This is a genomic window from Saccharibacter sp. EH611 (assembly GCF_009834765.1).
GTDB lineage: Bacteria > Pseudomonadota > Alphaproteobacteria > Acetobacterales > Acetobacteraceae > Saccharibacter.
The window spans coordinates 387,433-408,069 of the sequence record NZ_WVHP01000021.1 but is presented as its reverse complement, the minus strand read 5'-3'; the positions used below and the strand labels follow the sequence as shown (position 1 = coordinate 408,069).

The following is a 20,637-nucleotide window of genomic DNA, read 5'->3' as shown; positions in this document are numbered from 1 at the left end:
TCTCAGAGCTTCATGTAACGTCGTATTTCTTCCGCTGCTAGCGAAGTATCGTCAAGTCTTTCTGCCGTCTCTAAAGGGAGATCAGCCGAGAAAGAATGTACACGTCCTTGTTTTTCCAGCATTTTAATAAAATAAGAAATCCGCTTTGAACGTCCCGATAATGGCAAAATACCCACAGGAAGCGACGTTGCCACAGCCTCTGATATCATAGAGACACTATCCATCGTCACCGCTAGCATATCAGAGCACGCCAATAGGCCCATATAGGGATTATTCTGCCCCGTGCCCTCTAAAAAGCGCCCTCCAAGCGGTTCCAGCTCTGTTTTTAACACTCTTAGTGCTTCTGGTGATGTTCGGCGTGATGGAGTAATAACACAACTTACGTTTCTTTGACGGATAAAATGACCCAACTGCTGAGCGATATGAGCGGCCTCCGATACACCAAAACGAAACCGTCCATTTGATCCCCCTAACAACACGCCCAGCACAGGCTTCTCGTCTGTCCGAATGATCGCCTTCCACTGCAGCTGCGCCTGTTTCAACACATCTTCTGTGACCCCATGCAAGGCCGTGCGTGTGAGGAAAACATTCTTCCCTTCTAATTGGTCATGATGGTGAGCGATCACCACCGCATAGGGCTTCAGGGTCGTGCGCGGGTTTTGAACTTGAATGACAGGCAAACCATGCTGTTTGCCCAAAGCAGCGCCAATAATCCCCCCTCGTCCCCCTAAGCTGATAATGACATCCGTCTTGGGTGAAAGCACAAGTGGTTCCACTCGTTTGAGAGGCGATGGCCATAAACGCGCAGGAAGACATTGCCATACGTCACCTTTGCGCATAAAAATCGGCTGCTTCTCCCAACTAAAGCCAACACGCTCGGCAAGGCCTCGACCCTGAGACCACATTCCGGCAAAATCTTCGGCGATAAGTGTTGCATGCATGAGCTGACTCCGTCAGGGGTATCAGCTTTCAATCTCTCGGATTTACCTCTTTCTGACAAGAACAGTCCCTATGACGTCCTCAGCACCCCCTACTTCCACGACATCCTTACCCAATACGTTCGATGCTCTTGGTCTGCTCCCTGCTCTCTGCCAAGCCGCCCAGCGTAGCGGTCTTGCACGTCCAACAGAGATTCAGAAAATGGGCATTCCTGCGCTATTAGAAGGACGCGATGTGCTTCTCCCTAGCCAAACTGGCACAGGGAAAACAGCCGCTTTCGTTTTACCTGCTTTGCAAAAACTTGCCGCCCTTAAAGAACGTGAAGGGCACGAAACGCCCTCAATCCCACGCGTTTTAATTCTGGAACCAACCCGCGATCTCGCCATGCAAACCGCAGGTGTCTGTCGGCAACTAGGACGACAACTTCCGATTCGAACACGCGTCGTTTGTGGTGGTGTCTCGCGCGATCAACAAGAGCGTGCCCTTGCCGATGGGGCTGATATTATCGTCGCCACCCACGGGCGTCTTCTGGAAACTGTGGAACGGGGCGACCTGATCCTCAGTGACATTATATATCTCGTCTTAGATGAAGCTGATCGTCTCTTAGATGAAGAGTTTTCAGCGAGCATGACCGCTCTCGTGCCCTATCTAGCAGACCGTCCCCAGACGGTTTTCTGCTCGGCAACCTTACCAGAGCCCGTCATGGCTCTTGCCAAGAAAGTCACGCGCAATCCAGTGCGTGTTGAGATTGCAGAAGATAATCTGACACCACGCCGCCTGACACAACGGGCTATTTTTGTTGAAGAAGACGAAAAAGAAACACTCTTAAAGCAGATCGCCGCCCATCATTTGCCAGAAGGGCGCTGCATCCTATTTGTCAAAACAAAACAACGTGCAGACGCCATCGCGCGCTTTATGCGCCGCTGCGGAGCAAACGCACACTCGCTTCATGGTGGGCAGACACCGGGAGAGCGTAAAAAAGCCCTTGCCCGTTTTCAAAACAATACCGGCAACGTACTTGTCACGACCGATATTGCAGCGCGTGGGCTAGACATTGACGATATCCAGATGGTCGTCAATGTGGACCTTCCGCCAAAACCAGATACCTACGTACACCGTATTGGCCGAACCGCCCGTGCCGGACGCAAAGGACGCGCACTCTCTTTCATTCCGCTCAACGAACGCACCATCCTGCGCGATATTGAACGACATATTAGCCATCGCATTCGTATTGTTACAGTGGAAACATTAGACCAATAAGTAATGATGAATTTCTCAAAACGGGCGATGTATAAGAATCGCCCGTTTTGAGAAAATTTTTGACATAGAAATACATAAAATACTCCATTCTAATTGTAAGAACTCCCGCTCGGATTATATACATAAAAGAAATCTAAAACCTCTTTTCCTTGCTTCTTATCAAGAAACACCTGATCTAAAATATCGATAGAAAGTTCGGGTATATTTTCTAATGAAAATCTTATCTCCGGCAAACTATCCATCGCTACACCGTCTCCAATTTTATGACTTTCTTGAGAAATTGTTGACGACCTATCAAGATGAGGCCGCAACATATTCATCGCTATATTTTCTGCATATATCCATGGAGATAGAGTTTCACGACTTCTGCCGATATTTTTTAAAACACTATTTCCTGTCTCTATGAAAATAGCACACTCAATATGATCCATTGCTTTGTGTATAGATGATATAAGAGATATATTTAATATAGATGTTGTTGAATTTCTTAATTCATAGGAATAACATCCATTGTTTTTTAGGCAATACTTTCTGTCTATGTCCCTTTGAAGATCTTTAATGTATCCCTATTCCCACGAATCTACGAAACATCTCAACCCAAGACAATACTTGAACAATCCTACAATAAAATATATCTCGTCATCATCTTTATGAGAGTGAGATAAAAATATATCGTATTGTTCCTTGTCTTGATTAGGAATAGGGAACCATTTCTCATTAAAATGCAAGACAGTCTCTGATCGTGGTGCAAATACAACCACTTCTGATAGTAATAAAATAGCCTACCTGAACCTCATACAGGGCGTCATCACACGTTTATCAAACCACAATACAACCGTAGGAAACTGGACTGTCGTTTCATTAATAGGCCTCGCCACGATAGAAATGAATCTTCCTTTCAACCCTTTCATTGAAAGAAGCATAAATCTTATCCCAATGGGGCTTTTCGTGTGGATGAGCCTTTTCTATCACTGGCAATCCACCAACTACATTGCTCTTTATGAAAAAGTTATTTCCGAAAACTGTTCGGATTTTCTATTTCAGTTACGTCCGAAGAAAATTAAAAGAAAATATGGAATGCGAAATTATAAAAGTTTCCTTAAATCTACGTTCACATCGTATTTCAACATGTTTTTCTGTCTCTTTATTATAGTTTTTACCTTCTTCTGCCCTTTCATTATCTCATTACAACGTCACCTATTATCCAATCATACGCCATAAATAACTATATATTTCTCTTTATAGGAAAACGCACACGCTTATGGACGAGGCATTATTGTCGTCCATAAGCGTGATACGCAATCGCTTAATTAAGCAGAAGCACGGTCATAGATGGGGAAGCGATGGCACAGCGCCAGCACGTCGTTCCGAACGCGCTCAATGGTGGCTGTGTCGTCTTCACCAGCGGTCAGAACTTCGTCAATCATGCGTGCAATCTCGCGGAACTCTGCTTCACCAAAGCCACGCGCCGTTGCTGCAGGGCTGCCCAAACGCACACCTGACGTCACAAAGGGTTTCTCTGGGTCAAACGGCACCGCATTCTTGTTGGCTGTGATGCCTGCACGTTCCATCAGCGCTTCAGCAAACTTCCCCGTCACCTTCTTAGGACGCAGATCCACCAACACGATGTGGCTGTCTGTGCCTTCTGTGATGATGTCAAAGCCACGTTTGGAAAGCTCATCTGCCAAAGCACGCGCATTGTTCAATACACGTTGCTGATAGGTCTTGAACTCATCTTTCAGCGCATCACCAAAAGCAACAGCCTTCCCTGCGATAACATGCATCAGAGGGCCGCCCTGTAGCCCGGGGAATACCGCTGAATTGATCTTCTTGAACAGCTCTGGATCATTGGTCAGAATGATCCCACCACGTGGCCCTTGGAGCGTTTTGTGCGTCGTGGATGTTGTAATGTCCGCATATGGCACTGGATTCGGATACAGCCCAGCGGCAACTAGCCCAGCATAATGAGCCATATCTACCATCAAAGACGCACCGACCTCATCGGCAATACGACGGAAACGAGCGAAGTCGATCTTACGTGGGTAGGCAGATCCCCCAGCGACGATGATGCGTGGCTTATGTTCGCGAGCGAGCTTTTCCATCTCCTCATAATCCAGCACGCCGTCTTCACCCCGGACGCCATACTGCACAGCATTGAACCATTTACCGGAATAGTTCGGTGCCGCGCCATGCGTTAGATGGCCACCCGCCGCCAAGCTCATCCCCAAAATGGTATCACCTGGCTTACCAAGCGCCATAAAGGCTGCCTGATTCGCATTGGCCCCAGAATGCGGCTGCACATTAGCATACTCTGCACCGAACAGCTTTTTCACACGTTCAATCGCGAGGTTTTCAACCTTATCAACCTCAACGCACCCACCATAATAACGGCGGCCTGGACGTCCTTCCGCATATTTATTGGTCAAAACGGAGCCTTGCGCTTCCATGACCGCAAAAGAGGTCATATTTTCTGAGGCGATTAGCTCAATCCCATCCTGCTGGCGTTTCAGCTCACCATTAAGCAGGGTCGCGACTTCTGAGTCCCGCTCTTTCAGGGAATCATGAAAGAAGGATTTAAGCGCTTCTTTGCTGGCATTTTCAGACATGATGGTCCATCTCTCCAGAAATTATTTTCTTCATCTATAGGCGCACGAGCAAAGCCCGTCTATCGTTACGCCCCAATGATGTCATAATGTTTTGAAAACGGGAGCAAAGGCCACCCATGAGCATGCCTATTTGGCGCACAAAATCAATTGACCATCTCACTGGTCAACAGTCTGGCTTAAAGCGCGTTTTTGGACCATGGCGCCTCATCGCCATGGGCGTTGGAGTCACCGTTGGGGCAGGGCTTTTCTCCCTCACCGGTGTTGTCGCAGGACAAAATGCAGGCCCTGCGGTCACACTTTCTTTTCTGATTGCCGCTATCGCTGCAAGCTTCGCTGGCCTTTGCTATGCTGAACTTGCCGGGATGATCCCCGCCGGCGGTTCTGCCTATGCCTACGCTTATACCGGCCTAGGCGAAGGTGCTGCGTGGATCATCGGCTGGGATCTCATCTTAGAATATACCGTTGGCGCAGCAGCCGTGGCCTCGAGCTGGTCGGGCTATCTTGCGTCACTTCTCAAAGGCTGGGGACTTGCTATTGACCCTCGCCTTCTCGCCATCCCCGGCACACCCGTGACGATGCCCGATGGCAGCACAGCGCATGCGTGGTTCAATGCGCCCAGCATTTTCATTATTTGTGCCATCACAGCGCTCCTGATGCGCGGCACGAGTGAATCCGTGCGCTTTAACACGCTTGTAGTGATTTTTAAGGTGCTCGTCATCACCGGCATGATTGTCGCCTGTATTCCCTTTATTCATCTCGCAAATTACCACCCCTTCATTCCCCCCAATACAGGAGAGTATGGCCATTTTGGCTTCAGTGGCGTGATGCGCGCTGCTGGCATGGCATTCTTTGCGTATATCGGGATCGATATCGTCTCGACCGCAGCACAAGATACAAAAGACCCACAACGCAATATGCCCATTGGCATTCTTGGCAGCTTGGCGGCTTGCGCATTCATCTACATCGTCTTTTCAACGATGTTGATCGGCATTGTCGATTATCCCCGCCTCGCCAATGACGGGAGCCCTGTCGCAACCGCCATTGACCAAGTACACATGCCTTGGCTCGCCGTGCTGGTAAAAATTGGCGTGACATTGGGGTATATTTCCGGTCTTTTCGGGCTGCTCATCGGGCAAAGTCGTATCATGCATAATATGTCCTATGATGGCTTGATCCCTTCTGCGTTTAGTCGCCTCAATAAACGCACCCAAACGCCTTGGACGGCGCATATCCTGACCGCCATTGCCAGCAGTGTGCTCGCTGCCACGATGCCGATCGGTGCGCTAGGAGCTATGACCGCTATCGGCACGTTGCTTGCCTTTATCATCGTCTGTGCAGGTGTCACCGCCCTGCGTCTGCGCTCTCCTCATACCCCACGTCGTTTCCGTGTCCCCGGTGGGCCATTCCTTATTCCAGCCCTCGGCATTATCTCTTGTGGGATCGTCATGGGATCCATTGATGCTGCCACATGGGAGCGTCTTGTCGTCTGGTTGATCCTCGGCGTGTTTATTTATGTAATTTATGGTATGCGTCACAGCCATCTTCATAAGACCCCTCCTCATGACCCTTCGTAACAGAAGGGCTCCATGCGGTTTCACTCGATGCGGATACGTTATTCATGACCTCGCCATTCTGGCGCACTAAATCTGTTAGCTCTGAGGTCGGACAATCGTCCGGCCTTAAGCGTGTCTTCGGCCCCTGGCGCCTGATTGCCATGGGGGTCGGCGTGACGATTGGTGCTGGCCTGTTTTCTCTCACAGGTGTTGCTGCAGGCCAATATGCTGGCCCTGCCGTCACGCTCTCCTTCCTTATTGCAGCCATCGCCGCGAGTTTTGCTGGCCTATGTTACGCAGAGCTTGCAGGGATGCTTCCCTCAGGAGGGTCAGCTTATTCCTATGCTTATACCGGCCTTGGCGAAGGCATTGCTTGGGTCATCGGATGGGATCTCATCTTAGAATATACCGTCGGTGTTGCTGCAGTGGCATCAAGCTGGTCTGGCTATGGTGCCTCCTTGCTGAAAAGCTGGGGGATCATGCTTGACCCCCGGCTTCTCGCACCACCAATGACACCCGTTACGCTGTCAGATGGCCGCCATGCTCACGCTTGGTTTAACGCGCCTAGCGTACTCATTCTTGCCTTTGTCACTCTGATGCTGATGCGCGGCATGACAGAATCATCACGCCTTAATACAGTCGTCGTTGTCATTAAGACCTTTGTTATTATTGCTATGATTGTGGCCTGTGTGCCGTTTGTCTCATCATCGCATTTCCACCCCTTTATTCCCGCGAATACTGGCACTTTTGGAAGCTTTGGTTTTAGTGGTGTGATGCGCGCTGCTGGTATGGCCTTTATGGCGTATATCGGTTTCGATATCGTCTCGACGGCTGCGCAAGATACCACAAACCCACAACGCACTATGCCCATCTGCATCCTCAGCAGCCAAGCTATCTGCGCTGTTATTTATGTGGTCTTTTCTGCTGTTCTAATCGGTGTGGTGGACTATCGCACGATGGCTAATGACCCCAGTCCGGTCGCAACAGCAATGGATGCTGTGCATATTCCGTGGCTTGGAGCGCTCGTTAAAGCCGGTATTACCTTTGGCTACATCGCTGTCGTTTACGGCCTCCTCATGGGGCAAAGTCGCATCGTTATGGCTATGTCCAACGATGGGCTTTTACCATCTTGCTTTGGTCGTCTTTCCAAACGCAGTAAAACACCAAACATGACCCATATTCTGACCTTCTTAGTCGGTGCTCTCATGGCTGGCTGTCTGCCGATCGGTATTCTCGCAAATATGGCGTCTATCGGCACACTCACGGCATTCGTCATTGTATGTGCTGGCGTGACAGCCCTGCGACATAAAGCTCCAGAAGCATCACGTTATTTCCGTGTTCCTGGTGGGCCCTACGTTATCCCAGCGCTTGGGGTGCTCTCATGTGGTGGAGTAATGCTCTCCATGGGAGGGCTCACTTGGCTACGTCTTTTCATCTGGCTCGCTATCGGTGCTGTCATTTACGTCACCTACAGCGTGCATCATAGTCACCTCAGAGCGCACGATCACTCCTGATTACCCGCATCCTCGTCAATCCTTCCATGGTGGAGACCGTCTCATGACAACGCCCTTCTGGCGCACAAAGCCAATCGCAGCCGAAGAAAAAGACCAAACTGGTTTGCGGCGTGTTCTGGGCCCTTGGCAACTCATTGCCCTTGGGGTTGGTGTCACAATCGGGGCAGGCCTCTTCTCCGTAACCGGTGTTGCAGCTGGGCAATATGCCGGCCCGGCTGTGACACTATCTTTTCTCATTGCAGCCCTTGCCTGCACCTTCGCGGGGCTCTGCTATGCTGAACTCGCGGGTATGATTCCCGCAGCTGGTTCCGCCTATACCTACGCTTATACCGCAATGGGCGAAGGCATCGCTTGGATCATCGGATGGGATCTCATCTTAGAATATACCGTTAACGCATCAACGGTGGCCTCAAGCTGGTCGGGCTATTTTGCTTCTCTTTTACAAGGCTGTGGGATAAGCCTTGATCCACGCATTCTCTACGCAACAGGGACACCTGTTACCCTTCCCGATGGGCACATAACCACTGCCTGGCTCAATGCCCCGAGTATTTTTATCACGTTCGCCGTCACTTTTCTTCTGATGCGTGGAACGAGTGAGTCCAGCAAGGTTAATGCCATTGTCGTGGTGCTCAAGCTTCTGATTATCGCCGGGGTTACCATCGTGTGCCTACCCCATATTCAAATGAGCCATTTTCATCCTTTTATTCCTCCCAATGATGGCACTTTTGGTCATTTCGGCCCAAGCGGGGTTATGCGCGCTGCAGGGATGATTTTCTTTGCCTATATCGGCTTTGATATTGTCTCAACCGCCGCTCAAGATAGCCAAAACCCACAACGTAACATTCCGATTGGAATCCTTGGTAGTTTGGCTCTTTGTGCTGTGATCTACGCTATTTTCTCATGCGTTATCGTTGGCGTCGTGGATTATCGTCAGATGGCCCATGATGCCAATCCAGTTGCTACCGTTATGGACAGCATTCATCTCCCTTGGTTTTCAAGCCTCATTAAACTCGGCATCACCTTGGGGTATATGTCGGTCATTTATGGGCTGCTTATGGGGCAAAGCCGCGTCTCTCTTGCAATGGCTCAGGATGGTCTTATTCCCGCCTGTTTCAAACGCCTTAACCCACGCTCTAAGACGCCTTGGATTTCCCATATTATTACCGCCATCATTGGGAGTGCACTGTCTGCCTGCTTACCGATTGATATTCTCGGGAAAATGACCTCTATCGGCACTCTCCTTGCCTTCATTCTTGTCTGTGCTGGGGTCATGGTGCTGCGCATTCGGGCTCCTCATGCCCCGCGGCGTTTCCGTGCCCCCGGGGGTATGGTGACTGTTCCTTTGCTCGGTATTCTTTCCTGTGGTGCCGTCATTCTTTCAATGGACGGAACGACATGGATCCGACTGATTTGCTGGCTCATCATCGGTATGGTGATCTACGTGTTTTATGGTGCACGTCGGAGCATCCTCAACCCGCAAAACCGCTCTTAAAACTCTCTGCTCTGCTAGCTTTGTCCCTCCTTCTTTCTTCGGAGGGACAAAAAATAGTTCACAAAACATTATCCATGCGTAAAAGTAATGTCTGACATGATGTTTTCGCATTTATAGTCGAACTGTACACTCCCTCCAGCTAGCGGAGCCTTTTATGACGACATCTTTTTGGCGCATTAAGCCCATTACAGCAGACCCCAAACCCACAACGGGCCTCAAGCCGGTCATGGGGCCTTGGCAACTTATGGCTCTTGGTATCGGTGTCACGGTTGGGGCGGGGCTTTTTTCCCTCACAGGGGTTGCTGCTGGCCAGCATGCGGGCCCGGCTGTCGTTCTCTCCTTTATCATTGCCGCTATTGCCTGTGGTTTTGCTGGGCTTTGTTATGCTGAACTTGCAGGTATGCTTCCCGTTGCAGGCTCCGCCTATTCCTACGCCTATAGCTCGATGGGAGAGCTCGTAGCATGGATCATTGGATGGGATCTCATCTTAGAATATACAGTTGCCGCAGCTGCCGTGGCTTCCAGTTGGTCGGGGTATTTTTCATCTCTTCTTCGCGGCTGGGGGCTTTATATTGACCCACGTTTGCTAGCCCCTCCGATGACCCCCGTCACCTTGAGCGATGGGCAGATCGTGCATGCGTGGTTCAATGCGCCAAGTATATTTATCCTCTTTATTGTGACAGCTCTTCTTATGCGCGGCACGAGTGAGTCTAGTGCTGTTAATGCCATCATTGTTGCTATTAAGCTTCTCATCGTTGCCATCGTCACGATCGTTTGCCTCCCGCATATTCATGCGACGAACTTTCAGCCTTTTGTGCCGCATAATACTGGGCATTTCGGACATTTCGGCTTCAGCGGCATTATGCAAGCCGCTAGCATGATTTTCTTTGCTTATATTGGCTTTGATACTGTCTCCACAGCTGCGCAAGATTCACGCAACCCTCAACGTGATCTCCCCATTAGCCTGATCGGTAGCTTACTCATCTGTGCTGTCATTTACGTAGTCTTCTCATCCGTGCTCGTCGGTGTTGTCAATTATAAAGACCTCGCTCATGACCCTAATCCGGTCGCTACTGTCATGGACAGCATCCATATGCCGGCTCTCTCAGCCTTCGTTAAGCTGGGGATCGCTCTTGGTTATATGTCCGTTATTTACGGCATGATGCTTGGTCAAAGCCGTGTATCACTTGCTCTCGCCCATGACGGGCTTCTCCCGCCTTGTTTTGCCAAGCTGAATGCACGCTGCAAAACACCTTGGATCTCTCATATCATCACAGCCATCGCCTGTGCCGTCCTAGCTGGTTGCCTTCCAATCGGCATCCTAGGGGCGATGACCTCTATCGGCACACTTTTGGCTTTTGTGATCGTCAGTGTGGGCGTTATGATTTTACGGTACAAAGCACCCAATGCCCCTCGCCGCTTTCGCGTCCCCGGTGGCAATATCTTGATCCCTTCACTTGGTGCTCTCGCTTGTCTTATCGTTATGCTCTCAATGGATGGGCTGACATGGGGCCGTCTCGTGATCTGGCTCATCATTGGTGGGATTATCTATGGCCTTTATGGACGTCATCACAGTTTGTTGAAGAATAACACTCCACATTAACCCCCCTCTGGTCAGAAAGACCGATGAGAGTCATGATGGGGAAATGATACATACGTCTTTCCCCACGACCCGCCTACGCCGCAACCGGCATGATGACTTTACGCGCCGTATGGTGGCCGAAAACCGCCTTCATGTTGATGACCTCATTTGGCCCATTTTTGTTTGTGAAGGGCACAACCAACGCCAAGCTGTGGATGCTATGCCGGGAGTTGAGCGTGCGAGTGTTGATCGCCTCATCCAGCATGTGCAGCCTGCTGTCGATCTTGGCATTCCAGCTGTTGCCATCTTCCCTGTCACACCGATGGCCTTGCGCGATGAAAAAGGCACAGAAGCTCTCAACCCTGACAACCTTATGTGCCAAGCGGCACGCACACTGAAAAGTGCTTTTCCTCAGCTGGGCCTTATCGGGGATGTTGCACTGGATCCCTACACCAATCATGGTCATGATGGTCTTGTCCAAGACGGAAAAATCCTCAATGACGACACGGTGCAAATTCTCTGTCAGCAAGCCCTCAATCAAGCACGCGCTGGGATTGATATCATCGCACCATCGGACATGATGGATGGTCGTGTTCATGCTATTCGCACAATGCTGGATCAGCACGATTTTACCGAAACACGCATTATGGCCTATGCCGCAAAATACGCCTCAGCCTTTTATGGGCCATTCCGTGATGCTCTCGGGTCTGACGCCCTACTCAGTGGAGATAAAGGCACATACCAGATGAGTGCCAGTAACTCCGATGAAGCATTGCGTGAAGTCGCTCATGACATCGCGGAAGGTGCGGATATGGTCATGGTTAAGCCGGGGATGCCTTATCTCGACATTATCCGTCGCGTTCGCGATGAATTCTCTATGCCGACCTTCGCTTATCAGGTCTCTGGTGAATATGCGATGATGATGGCCGCTATTCAAAATGGCTGGCTAGACCGTGAGAAGACCATTATGGAAAGCCTTATGGCCTTTAAGCGCGCTGGGTGTAACGGCATTTTGACTTATTTTGCTCTCGAAGCAGCACAGCTACTCAAAAAATAGGAGCAAGAAATGACGTGTCCATCCCCGTCTCGTCGGAGGCGGGGCAGCCACGCTTATCGCGATGGCCTTCATGCTGAAAAAATGGCTCTTTCTTTCTTGACTGAACAGGGCTTTAATCCACTCGCACAGCGATTAAAAACACCGTATGGCGAGATTGACCTGATTGTTAGCAATGACGACTGGCTTATCGCTGTAGAAGTCAAATATCGTCAGCGCTCGGCAGACTGTGCGTATGCACTCACCGCGCGCCAATCCCAACGCCTTTTAGCCGCTTTCTCTTATGTGCTGGAGTGCCATCCTTACTGGCAAAAGCCTAATACACGCTTTGATGTGATCCTTACTGATCACGCTCAGCATATCCGGCATATAGAAGCTGCTCTGCGCTTAATGTAGAAGAACGCTCTCCCCCACCCTTCTTAAACCACAGCCAAGAAATCTATTAGCCTCGGCGATGGTGGGTATTGCGCTTATGGCGTGAAATAACATGCCCATGGTAAGCGACCGTACGAATAGCGCTTCCTTTACGATGAAGACGTGCAAGACGCATCGTCGTTGCTTTTTTGCGCTTTTGCGCTGCGTGATAATAATGCGAAGGTGGAGCAATCAAAGCGCTAAAGGTCAGCTTGCTGGCTTCATAATCTGTCAGCACACGGTCAGCATGAGCTGAAGAACCAATAACACAGGCGATCCCCATCATACCGAGGAACACCCTCCCTTTCCAGTAACGCGACATTCACACCCCTCCAGCCACTACGGGACGGCTTTATTCAGATAGCCCCTTCTATAAAACAGGATTTTCCTCCCATGACCAGAGGAAACAGCCTAAAAAACAAAAAGAGGGGATTCCTCCTTCATAGGAGCATCCCCTCTTCGCTGCCGACAAAAGCAATAAATGTCGTTAGTCGGTATTTTTCACAATATTTTTTTCAGCCAAAAGGCTTTCAAGCTCACCGCTCTGATACATATCGGTGATAATATCACAACCACCAACAAATTCACCCTTCACATACAATTGGGGAACCGTTGGCCATTGTGAAAAGTCTTTAATCCCTTGGCGCAGCTCGGGGCTTTCTAACACATTGGCCGTTTCAAACGGTGCGTCCAAATGGGTTAAAATCTGCACAACACGCGCAGAAAAGCCGCATTGTGGGAAAAGCTTATCACCCTTCATAAACAGCATCACAGGATGCGTGTCGATCAAGCTTTGAATGGTCTGGAAGATTGCGTCACTCATTTGACAGATCCTTCTGTGCTCTCATGAAAGAGAGGCACGTATAAAAAGGGGGCAGATATCTCGCCTACAAATGGGCTCACCCACTGCAATGTCAAGAGAACCAGCCCCCTGGTCATCATAAGATGTTACTCAGGCGTACGCGTTTTAACAGCGAGCGCATGCAGCTCTGTGCCAACACGTCCACCAAAAGCCGCGTAAACCATCTGATGCTGTTTTACACGCGGCACACCGCGAAAAGCCTCACTAACAACCTCACAGGCATAGTGATCACCATCCCCCGCTAGATCCTGCACAGTAATCTGCGCATCCGGAAACGCGTCGCGAATGGTGCGCTCAATTTCAGTTGCGGGCATGGGCATGGTCAGCCTTCCCCCATAAAACGTGAAAAGAAAGCGTTGTTAAGCGCTTTTAAATGACTCACGTCAAGACGGGTACCATAAGCAAAGCGAAGGTCAGAACCTCCAACATCCCCCAAACGACGGATCGGCACACCTGCTTTTTCAGCCTCTGCCATCAGTTTGTCGGCTTGAGACGTCGCAATCACATACCGTGCTTGATCTTCTCCGAACCAGTAAGCATGCATCGACAGCTCACGTGGATGTGCCTGCAAGTAACACCCAACGCCACTCGCCATAGCCATTTCAGCGATAGCCACAAGCAACCCACCGTCTGACACATCATGGCACGCTTTAATTGCACCTTGACGAATCTGCTGGCGGACAAAATCCCCATTCCGACGCTCGGCAACGAGGTTAATCCGTGGTGGCGCCCCTTCTTCGCGACCGCAAATTTCACGCAGCCACAAAGACTGACCAAGCTCACCCCATGTCTCACCGACAAGAAGAAGCTCGCCATCCTCAGGCATCGCTAAACCGACGGCCTGTGCGATATCATCCAGCACACCCACGGCACCGATCACTGGTGATGGCAGAATAGCCGATGTCAGTCCTGTATCAGAACGTGTCTCGTTATAAAGCGAGACATTGCCGCTGACGATGGGGAAATCAAGCGCACGGCCCCCTTCGCCCATGCCTTTAATCGCTTGGACAAACTGCCCCATGATATAAGGGTTTTCAGGGCTACCGAAATTCAGGTTATCAGTCATGGCCAGAGGCTGCGCTCCGGTTGCCGTCACATTGCGCCACGCTTCAACAACCGCCTGCAAGCCACCTACATACGGGTCAGCCTGACCATAACGTGGGGTGCAATCCGTGGTCATTGCAAGACCGCGAGACGTGCCTTCAACGCGAATAATCGCCGCATCAGCCGCCCCAGGCCGCTTCACCGTTTGCCCTAGAACCGTACTATCATACTGATTCCAGATCCATGACCGCGATGCGAGGTCTGGCGATGCGATCAGTGTTTCAAGCGCTTTTTCAATCCCAACTGGATCTGCCGGCGGTGTCAGATATGCAGGGGGTTCTTTATTGAGGGCTGGTCGATCATAAATCGGCGCTTCGTCGGCTAACGGGCCAAGCGGAATATCAGCCTCAACGTTCCCCTTATGGCGCACGGTAATCCGCCCAGTATCGCTCAGATGACCGATAACAGCGAAGTCTAGTTCCCATTTCTCGAAAATCTTGCGGGCCTGCTCTGTCCGATCAGGGCGCAAGACCATCAACATCCGCTCCTGACTTTCTGACAGCATCATCTCATAAGCCAGCATGTTCGCTTCACGCTGAGGAACATCATCGAGGTCAAGATCAATCCCGACCTCACCCTTACTAGCCATTTCCACAGCCGAAGAGGTTAGCCCAGCCGCCCCCATATCTTGTATGGAGATCACCGCATCCGTCGCCATCAGCTCCAAGCATGCTTCCACCAGCAGCTTTTCAGTGAACGGATCGCCCACTTGAACGGTTGGCCGTTTGGAGCTTGATTCATCATCAAACTCAGCCGAGGACATCGTCGCACCATGAATTCCATCTCGCCCGGTCTTCGACCCGACATAGACGACAGGATTGCCAACTCCTGCTGCTGCTGAAAGGAAGATACGATCTTTCTGAGCGATCCCCACCGTCATCGCATTAACAAGCGGATTGCCGTTATAGGCGCGATGGAAGTTGGTTTCTCCTCCAACGGTCGGCACGCCCATGCAGTTCCCGTAACCGCCAATCCCCCGCACAACACCATCAACAACGCGTCGCGTATCGGCATGTTCAGCATCCCCAAAACGCAGAGCGTTCAGGTTCGCAACGGGACGGGCCCCCATCGTGAAGACATCACGCATGATGCCGCCCACGCCTGTGGCTGCCCCTTGGTAAGGCTCAATAAAGGATGGGTGGTTGTGGCTTTCCATCTTAAAGACAGCGGCCAACCCATCACCAATATCAATCACACCGGCATTTTCACCGGGCCCATGGATAACCCAAGGCGCCTTAGTTGGGAGGGTTTTAAGATGCTTCCGTGATGATTTGTAAGAGCAATGCTCCGACCACATCACCGAGAAAATCCCAAGCTCTGTTAGACTTGGTGTCCGCCCCATAATGGCCAGCACCTTGTCATATTCCTCTGCCGTCAGCCCGAAGGAGCGCGCCAGTTCACCATCAACGGTCAGACTCATACGCCAAAAGCCTCCACAATCGCTTTAAAGAGGGGCAAACCATCCGTTCCCCCAATGGCCGGGTCCGTCAGATTTTCAGGATGGGGCATCATACCGCAAATACGGCGATTCTCACTTAGTACACCCGCAATCGCCCGTGCACTGCCATTGAGGTTGATTTGCGGATCATCAACCTGCACATGGCCGTCTTCACGGCAATAACGGAATGCAACACGCCCCTCGCCTTCTAAGCGATCCAGCATCTCTGGACTAGCCGTATAATTGCCATCACCATGAGCCATCGGCGTGCGGAACACATCTCCAGCTGACCAACCTTTGGTATAGATGCTATCGCGCCCCTCTACCTTAAGATGACAGTCTTGAGACAGAAAGCGCATCCCCGCATTACGCAACAGCGCGCCGGGAAGAAGTTGAGCCTCCGTCAAAATCTGGAAGCCGTTACATACGCCAAGAATATACCCACCTTTTTCAGCAAAGCGCCGAACCGCGGTCATAATGGGAGAATGAGCCGCCATCGCGCCGCTGCGCAGATAGTCCCCGAAGCTGAAACCGCCGGGAATAATGACAAGATCCAACCCATCAACGCTTTCCTCCTGATGCCACAGCATCTTAGGAGTTTGGCCAGAAGCCAGCGTCAGGGCATGGGCCATGTCGCGTTCCCGGTTTGTCCCTGGGAAGACAACGACACCTGCTTTCATTTTTTCCCTCCTGACGTCGCCGCTGGTGCCGTCATCGTGGAACCACACGGATAATTTTCATGAAGGGCACGATAAACGCCTTTCCCCGCAGGCTGGGACAGAGCATCTGTATGCGCTCCCAACCACGCCACAACCACATTACGCACCTGCGGGGTCTTCTGCTCTTTAGGCACGCAGAATGCTGTTGGTGCACCATCATGGTTAAGCGCAGCATAGTCATGAGACCACACTTCACTATCCATCACACCGGAAAGATACGCATCACACAGGGCAACGCCCTTCTTCTGTGAGCACATCGTCCCAAGCGTTTTTCCCGTCACGGTAGAGACACGCTGTGCATGTGCTGCCTGCCCTAAAGAAAAGAACGCAACACCGGACGCTAGCAAGAGGCCCGCACGGCTCATGTTACTCATGCAACCACCTCTACATTGAAGTCCTCAATCACCTCATTTGCCAGCAGAGCCTTGGCCATAGCCTCCCCTTCTTTGCGGGCTTCATCGGCATTTTCGGCTGTTACGTCGAGATCCACAACGCGATTAATGCGCACATCACCAACATTCTTAAAGCCAAGAGACGCCAATGCATGACCAACAGCTTTACCCTGCGGATCCAGCACGCCTTCCTTTAAGGACACAAAAACCCGAACCTTCATTGCATGCTCTCCACTGTCACGTTCTCTCCGTTGCCCGTTTCTGGCAAAATGCCCAAACGGCGCGCCACATCTTGATAGGCTTCTTCTACGCGTCCCATGTCACGGCGGAAACGGTCTTTATCCATCTTCTCATTCGTCCGAGCATCCCAAAGACGGCAATTATCGGGAGAAATTTCGTCTGCCAACACAAGCCGCATCTCATCGCCTTCCCACTGACGACCGAACTCAAGCTTAAAGTCCACCAAGGTAATCCCCACAGCAGCGAACAACCCACACAGAAAGTCGTTCACGCGCAAGGCAAGAGCCTGCATATCCTCTAATTCCTGAGGATGAGCCCACTGGAACGTCTCAATATGATTTTCAGAAACGAGCGGGTCATTAAGCTCATCGTTTTTGTAGTAATATTCCACCAACGTGCGTGGAAGACGTTCCCCCTCTGGGAGGCCAAAACGTTTGGACAAAGAGCCTGCCACGACGTTGCGCACCACAACTTCCAAGGGAACAATCTCGACTTCCTTGACCAGCTGTTCGCGCATATTGAGGCGACGGATAAAGTGCGTTGGAATACCAACATCTTTCAAGCGCAGCATAAGATGCTCGCTGATCCGATTATTCAGCACCCCTTTGCCAATAATTGTGCCACTCTTCGCACCATTACCAGCTGTAGCGTCATCCTTAAAATACTGGACAACAGTTCCCGGCTCGGGGCCTTCGAAGATGATCTTCGCTTTTCCTTCATAAATCTGACGACGGCGGGCCATGATGGGTTCCATCCTTACTTGAGATGCAGTCAGAAATGACCTGCCCATTCTAGAAGAAAATGAGCAGGCGCAACAACGCGATAATTTAAGAGAGGCGAACAACCCCAAACTTATTCAGCAAAAACGCGATCGAAAATTTGATCAACAGCGCGAAGGTGCCGTGCCGGGTCAAGCGCATCATCCAGCACTTTCTTATCAATCCGCCCAGCGATGTCAGGATCAGCTTCCAGATTCTCACGGAAGGTCTTCCCTTCCGCCGTCCCAAGCTTCGTCCATGTGGCCATCGCGGTACGCTGCACGATTTTATACGCATCTTCACGCGAAATACCGGCACGTGCGAGCACCAGCAGCACCTCGCCTGAATGCACAACGCCCCCAAGGCTCTCAACATTGGCGAGCATCTGGTCTGGATAAACCACCAGTTTTTCCATCATGGATGCCAAACGACCCAGCGCAAAATCCAGCGTGACCGTCCCATCTGGGCAGATATTACGCTCAACGGAAGAATGACTGATGTCACGCTCATGCCAAAGCGCCACATTTTCTAATGCTGGCGTCACATATGAGCGAATCAAACGAGCAAGCCCGGTCAAATTCTCTGACAGAACGGGATTCCGCTTATGCGGCATCGCGGAACTGCCTTTCTGCCCCGCATGGAAGAACTCTTCTGCCTCACGCACTTCTGAACGCTGGAGATGACGCACCTCCACAGCCAAACGCTCAATGCTGCTGGCAATCACACCGAGTGTGCAGAAAAACGCTGCGTGGCGATCCCGTGGAATCACCTGAGACGAAATCGTTTCCGCCTTCACCCCCAAACGCTCAGCAACATATTGCTCAATTTCGGGATCAATATGAGCGTATGTGCCTACCGCACCAGAAATAGCACAAACGGCAATCTCTTCACGCGCTGCAACAAGGCGGCGGCGATTACGCGCAAATTCAGCGTAATGTCCTGCCAACTTCAAACCAAAGCTCGTAGGCTCTGCGTGAATGGCATGACTACGACCAATCGTAACCGTCTGCTTATGCTCATAAGCCCGCTTTTTCAGCGCTGCCAACACCGTGTCCATATCCTCAAGGAGAATATCAGCAGCCTGCGTTAACTGAACAGCAAGACAGCTATCAAGCACATCCGATGACGTCATGCCCAAGTGAACAAAGCGGCTTTCAGGCCCGACTTTTTCAGCAAGCCATGTCAGAAACGCGATGACATCATGACGTGTCTCAGCTTCGATCTCGTCAATGCGCGCAAGGTCAGCATCGGAAAATGCAGCAAGGGCAGCATCACCCTTTGTGCGGATGACTTCCGCAGCTTCTTTGGGGATATCTCCCCGACGGGCCATCGCTTCACAGGCAAGAGCTTCAATCTCAAACCAAATACGATAGCGATTAACAGGCGACCAAATGGCCGTCATCCGGGGGCGAGAATAGCGGGGAACCATGAGTAACTCCGGCAGAAAAAGCGATCAACGCCTGCTTAACCAACTTACACTCTTTTGCCCAGAGCTTATCAAAAAACACATGCTCTGTTCGCTTTTTTTGCCACAGTTTTACGCTTTTTAACGCATACATTTTTACGGTAGGATTTTAGCGACATATCTATGATACACGCCCCCGTAAGCGCTCTTTCGTTTTTCCTGAATCTCATCTTTGATGGGCACTGACAGCGCACGGTTCTACTGAGAGCAATCGTGATGAAAGGAACAGGTTGTGGCTCTTCCGATGTTTTTTCAAGAGAGCCTCCGGCTCACTGGGACTATTCTCATCGACCTCGCACTTGCCGGCAACAATGTTATTGTCATCGCTCTTGCCGCCCGAAACTTGCCCTCCAAACAGCAACGAGCCCTAGCAATCGCGTTCGGCATTGGCTTTGCCGCTATCATGCGCATAAGCCTTACGCTGATTGCGAGCCACCTCCTCGCCACGATCGGCCTGACCCTTCTCGGGGGGATTTTGCTCTTGTGGGTTTGCTGGAAGCTTCTACGACGCCTCCAAAACCCCGATTACCTAGAAGGAGTAAAAGGCTCAACCTACCTGGGAGAAGCTATTTTAAACATTGTCATTGCTGACTTTGCTGTCAGCTTCGACAACATCATCGCTATTGCAGGCGTATCCGTTGAACACCCATGGATTCTCTCCCTTGGAGTGGCGCTGTCTGTTCTGATTATGATCATCGCCTCTATCAGTGCGATCCGTCTTCTCAGACGTTTCCCCTGGCTGAGCTGGATGGGATTAGCTGTTCTTTTCTGCGTTAGCCTCAGACTCATCGTTCATGGTTGCCATGCCCTTTGGCCTTATATTTCCCACTAAAAGCGCTACCGAATACGTGCAGAGTTTGGAACGTTCTTTGTGGATCACTATTGACGAAGCCATTACTCCCAACAGTGACCACATAGCGCGTGTTAAACAAGTTTATGACATTCACTTGCAGTTCTAAACCACACATCCATAAAGCATTACCCCAGGTACCACCATCACCGTATCCAAGCTGCACTTTTGCAAGGTTGCGCGGGACATTCACCACCTTATTCCCTCGGATGGCAGCGCTCATCTGCCCATTTGCATAAACCTTATTATCATAAATTGAAACTTATAGATCAGGTTAAGCTTTTTGGTAATCGTCCACATATCACCCAAATGCACTTGGTATGTTTTGGTATTAAAACTACTTTCCCACTATATTTTGAAATAATTACCATTCTTCTAATGTAACGAAGGTGCTA

General features: G+C 50.7%; 21 protein-coding genes. 8 read left to right on the top strand and 13 right to left on the bottom strand.

What is annotated here, in order from left to right:
• Positions 1-2: 2 nt before the first annotated feature.
• The gene (locus tag GS535_RS07120) at positions 3-941 is read right to left on the bottom strand and encodes a mitochondrial fission ELM1 family protein (RefSeq protein ID WP_160791409.1); all 939 of its coding nucleotides are present in this window, start codon (positions 939-941) and stop codon (positions 3-5) included.
• Between the two features lie 70 nt (positions 942-1,011).
• Here GS535_RS07120 and GS535_RS07115 point away from each other — a divergent pair, with 70 nt between their 5' ends.
• Positions 1,012-2,199 (top strand): DEAD/DEAH box helicase, encoded by a 1,188-nt coding sequence (locus GS535_RS07115; protein WP_160791408.1) that lies wholly within the window; start codon positions 1,012-1,014, stop codon positions 2,197-2,199.
• Positions 2,200-2,288: 89 nt separating this feature from the next.
• On the opposite strand, the gene GS535_RS07110 is transcribed toward GS535_RS07115, so the two are convergent.
• Positions 2,289-2,630, bottom strand: a complete 342-nt coding sequence (locus GS535_RS07110; protein ID WP_160791407.1) for a hypothetical protein — start codon at positions 2,628-2,630, stop codon at positions 2,289-2,291.
• 879 nt (positions 2,631-3,509) lie between these two features.
• Complete coding sequence (gene glyA, locus GS535_RS07105; protein ID WP_160791406.1) at positions 3,510-4,805, bottom strand: serine hydroxymethyltransferase; 1,296 nt, start codon at positions 4,803-4,805, stop codon at positions 3,510-3,512.
• 116 nt (positions 4,806-4,921) lie between these two features.
• Between glyA and GS535_RS07100 the strand changes: the two genes are divergently transcribed.
• The 6 genes from GS535_RS07100 (at position 4,922) to GS535_RS07075 (ending at position 12,396) form a co-directional block, all read left to right on the top strand.
• Positions 4,922-6,379 carry an APC family permease gene (locus GS535_RS07100; RefSeq protein ID WP_160799183.1) on the top strand — a complete coding sequence of 486 codons (1,458 nt, stop codon included), beginning with the start codon at positions 4,922-4,924 and terminating at the stop codon, positions 6,377-6,379.
• A gap of 44 nt (positions 6,380-6,423) precedes the next feature.
• The gene (locus GS535_RS07095; protein ID WP_160791404.1) at positions 6,424-7,872 is read left to right on the top strand and encodes an APC family permease; all 1,449 of its coding nucleotides are present in this window, start codon (positions 6,424-6,426) and stop codon (positions 7,870-7,872) included.
• A gap of 43 nt (positions 7,873-7,915) precedes the next feature.
• The gene (locus tag GS535_RS07090; protein ID WP_160791403.1) at positions 7,916-9,364 is read left to right on the top strand and encodes an amino acid permease; all 1,449 of its coding nucleotides are present in this window, start codon (positions 7,916-7,918) and stop codon (positions 9,362-9,364) included.
• Between the two features lie 154 nt (positions 9,365-9,518).
• The gene (locus GS535_RS07085; protein WP_160791402.1) at positions 9,519-10,967 is read left to right on the top strand and encodes an APC family permease; all 1,449 of its coding nucleotides are present in this window, start codon (positions 9,519-9,521) and stop codon (positions 10,965-10,967) included.
• A 43-nt stretch (positions 10,968-11,010) separates the two neighbouring features.
• A complete protein-coding gene (gene hemB, locus GS535_RS07080) occupies positions 11,011-12,003 on the top strand; it encodes a porphobilinogen synthase (RefSeq protein ID WP_160791401.1) in 993 nt (330 codons plus the stop codon).
• Positions 12,004-12,012: 9 nt separating this feature from the next.
• Positions 12,013-12,396, top strand: coding sequence for a YraN family protein (locus GS535_RS07075; RefSeq protein WP_202401526.1), 384 nt, complete (start codon positions 12,013-12,015; stop codon positions 12,394-12,396).
• A gap of 46 nt (positions 12,397-12,442) precedes the next feature.
• Here the strand turns inward: GS535_RS07075 and GS535_RS07070 are convergent, their stop codons facing one another.
• From GS535_RS07070 to purB, 9 genes are all read right to left on the bottom strand, one after another.
• Positions 12,443-12,736 carry a hypothetical protein gene (locus tag GS535_RS07070; RefSeq protein ID WP_160791400.1) on the bottom strand — a complete coding sequence of 98 codons (294 nt, stop codon included), beginning with the start codon at positions 12,734-12,736 and terminating at the stop codon, positions 12,443-12,445.
• Positions 12,737-12,901: 165 nt separating this feature from the next.
• Positions 12,902-13,237 (bottom strand): Grx4 family monothiol glutaredoxin, encoded by a 336-nt coding sequence (gene grxD, locus GS535_RS07065; RefSeq protein ID WP_160791399.1) that lies wholly within the window; start codon positions 13,235-13,237, stop codon positions 12,902-12,904.
• A gap of 125 nt (positions 13,238-13,362) precedes the next feature.
• Positions 13,363-13,596 carry a BolA family protein gene (locus GS535_RS07060; RefSeq protein WP_018979359.1) on the bottom strand — a complete coding sequence of 78 codons (234 nt, stop codon included), beginning with the start codon at positions 13,594-13,596 and terminating at the stop codon, positions 13,363-13,365.
• A gap of 2 nt (positions 13,597-13,598) precedes the next feature.
• Entirely contained in the window at positions 13,599-15,800 is a 2,202-nt protein-coding gene (gene purL / locus GS535_RS07055; protein WP_160791398.1) for a phosphoribosylformylglycinamidine synthase subunit PurL, read from the bottom strand.
• Positions 15,797-16,498: a phosphoribosylformylglycinamidine synthase subunit PurQ gene (purQ, locus tag GS535_RS07050; protein ID WP_160791397.1), complete on the bottom strand. Its 702-nt coding sequence runs from the start codon at positions 16,496-16,498 to the stop codon at positions 15,797-15,799. The genes purL and purQ overlap by 4 nt, the downstream gene beginning before the upstream one ends.
• A complete protein-coding gene (locus GS535_RS07045) occupies positions 16,495-16,911 on the bottom strand; it encodes a Rap1a/Tai family immunity protein (RefSeq protein WP_160791396.1) in 417 nt (138 codons plus the stop codon). Before GS535_RS07045 ends, purQ begins: the two co-directional genes overlap by 4 nt.
• Positions 16,908-17,150: a phosphoribosylformylglycinamidine synthase subunit PurS gene (gene purS, locus GS535_RS07040; protein ID WP_160791395.1), complete on the bottom strand. Its 243-nt coding sequence runs from the start codon at positions 17,148-17,150 to the stop codon at positions 16,908-16,910. The genes GS535_RS07045 and purS overlap by 4 nt, the downstream gene beginning before the upstream one ends.
• Entirely contained in the window at positions 17,147-17,911 is a 765-nt protein-coding gene (gene purC, locus GS535_RS07035) for a phosphoribosylaminoimidazolesuccinocarboxamide synthase (protein WP_018979354.1), read from the bottom strand. Before purC ends, purS begins: the two co-directional genes overlap by 4 nt.
• Before the next feature lie 110 nt (positions 17,912-18,021).
• The gene (purB, locus tag GS535_RS07030) at positions 18,022-19,356 is read right to left on the bottom strand and encodes an adenylosuccinate lyase (protein WP_160791394.1); all 1,335 of its coding nucleotides are present in this window, start codon (positions 19,354-19,356) and stop codon (positions 18,022-18,024) included.
• Positions 19,357-19,624: 268 nt separating this feature from the next.
• On the opposite strand from purB, the gene GS535_RS07025 reads away from it, so the two are divergent.
• Positions 19,625-20,224 (top strand): YjbE family putative metal transport protein, encoded by a 600-nt coding sequence (locus tag GS535_RS07025; RefSeq protein WP_160791393.1) that lies wholly within the window; start codon positions 19,625-19,627, stop codon positions 20,222-20,224.
• On the opposite strand, the gene GS535_RS07020 is transcribed toward GS535_RS07025, so the two are convergent.
• Entirely contained in the window at positions 20,178-20,465 is a 288-nt protein-coding gene (locus GS535_RS07020; RefSeq protein WP_160799182.1) for a hypothetical protein, read from the bottom strand. The genes GS535_RS07025 and GS535_RS07020 overlap by 47 nt on opposite strands.
• Positions 20,466-20,637 lie beyond the last annotated feature (172 nt).

What these genes read in the sequence shown, in the direction of transcription:
- GS535_RS07120 (WP_160791409.1), bottom strand. Translation starts at nt 941, where the DNA reads ATGCATGCAACACTTATCGCCGAAGATTTTGCCGGAATGTGGTCTCAG.
- GS535_RS07115 (WP_160791408.1), top strand. Translation starts at nt 1,012, where the DNA reads ATGACGTCCTCAGCACCCCCTACTTCCACGACATCCTTACCCAATACG.
- GS535_RS07110 (WP_160791407.1), bottom strand. Translation starts at nt 2,630, where the DNA reads ATGGATCATATTGAGTGTGCTATTTTCATAGAGACAGGAAATAGTGTT.
- glyA (WP_160791406.1), bottom strand. Translation starts at nt 4,805, where the DNA reads ATGTCTGAAAATGCCAGCAAAGAAGCGCTTAAATCCTTCTTTCATGAT.
- GS535_RS07100 (WP_160799183.1), top strand. Translation starts at nt 4,922, where the DNA reads ATGAGCATGCCTATTTGGCGCACAAAATCAATTGACCATCTCACTGGT.
- GS535_RS07095 (WP_160791404.1), top strand. Translation starts at nt 6,424, where the DNA reads ATGACCTCGCCATTCTGGCGCACTAAATCTGTTAGCTCTGAGGTCGGA.
- GS535_RS07090 (WP_160791403.1), top strand. Translation starts at nt 7,916, where the DNA reads ATGACAACGCCCTTCTGGCGCACAAAGCCAATCGCAGCCGAAGAAAAA.
- GS535_RS07085 (WP_160791402.1), top strand. Translation starts at nt 9,519, where the DNA reads ATGACGACATCTTTTTGGCGCATTAAGCCCATTACAGCAGACCCCAAA.
- hemB (WP_160791401.1), top strand. Translation starts at nt 11,011, where the DNA reads ATGATACATACGTCTTTCCCCACGACCCGCCTACGCCGCAACCGGCAT.
- GS535_RS07075 (WP_202401526.1), top strand. Translation starts at nt 12,013, where the DNA reads ATGACGTGTCCATCCCCGTCTCGTCGGAGGCGGGGCAGCCACGCTTAT.
- GS535_RS07070 (WP_160791400.1), bottom strand. Translation starts at nt 12,736, where the DNA reads ATGTCGCGTTACTGGAAAGGGAGGGTGTTCCTCGGTATGATGGGGATC.
- grxD (WP_160791399.1), bottom strand. Translation starts at nt 13,237, where the DNA reads ATGAGTGACGCAATCTTCCAGACCATTCAAAGCTTGATCGACACGCAT.
- GS535_RS07060 (WP_018979359.1), bottom strand. Translation starts at nt 13,596, where the DNA reads ATGCCCATGCCCGCAACTGAAATTGAGCGCACCATTCGCGACGCGTTT.
- purL (WP_160791398.1), bottom strand. Translation starts at nt 15,800, where the DNA reads ATGAGTCTGACCGTTGATGGTGAACTGGCGCGCTCCTTCGGGCTGACG.
- purQ (WP_160791397.1), bottom strand. Translation starts at nt 16,498, where the DNA reads ATGAAAGCAGGTGTCGTTGTCTTCCCAGGGACAAACCGGGAACGCGAC.
- GS535_RS07045 (WP_160791396.1), bottom strand. Translation starts at nt 16,911, where the DNA reads ATGAGTAACATGAGCCGTGCGGGCCTCTTGCTAGCGTCCGGTGTTGCG.
- purS (WP_160791395.1), bottom strand. Translation starts at nt 17,150, where the DNA reads ATGAAGGTTCGGGTTTTTGTGTCCTTAAAGGAAGGCGTGCTGGATCCG.
- purC (WP_018979354.1), bottom strand. Translation starts at nt 17,911, where the DNA reads ATGGCCCGCCGTCGTCAGATTTATGAAGGAAAAGCGAAGATCATCTTC.
- purB (WP_160791394.1), bottom strand. Translation starts at nt 19,356, where the DNA reads ATGGTTCCCCGCTATTCTCGCCCCCGGATGACGGCCATTTGGTCGCCT.
- GS535_RS07020 (WP_160799182.1), bottom strand. Translation starts at nt 20,465, where the DNA reads ATGAGCGCTGCCATCCGAGGGAATAAGGTGGTGAATGTCCCGCGCAAC.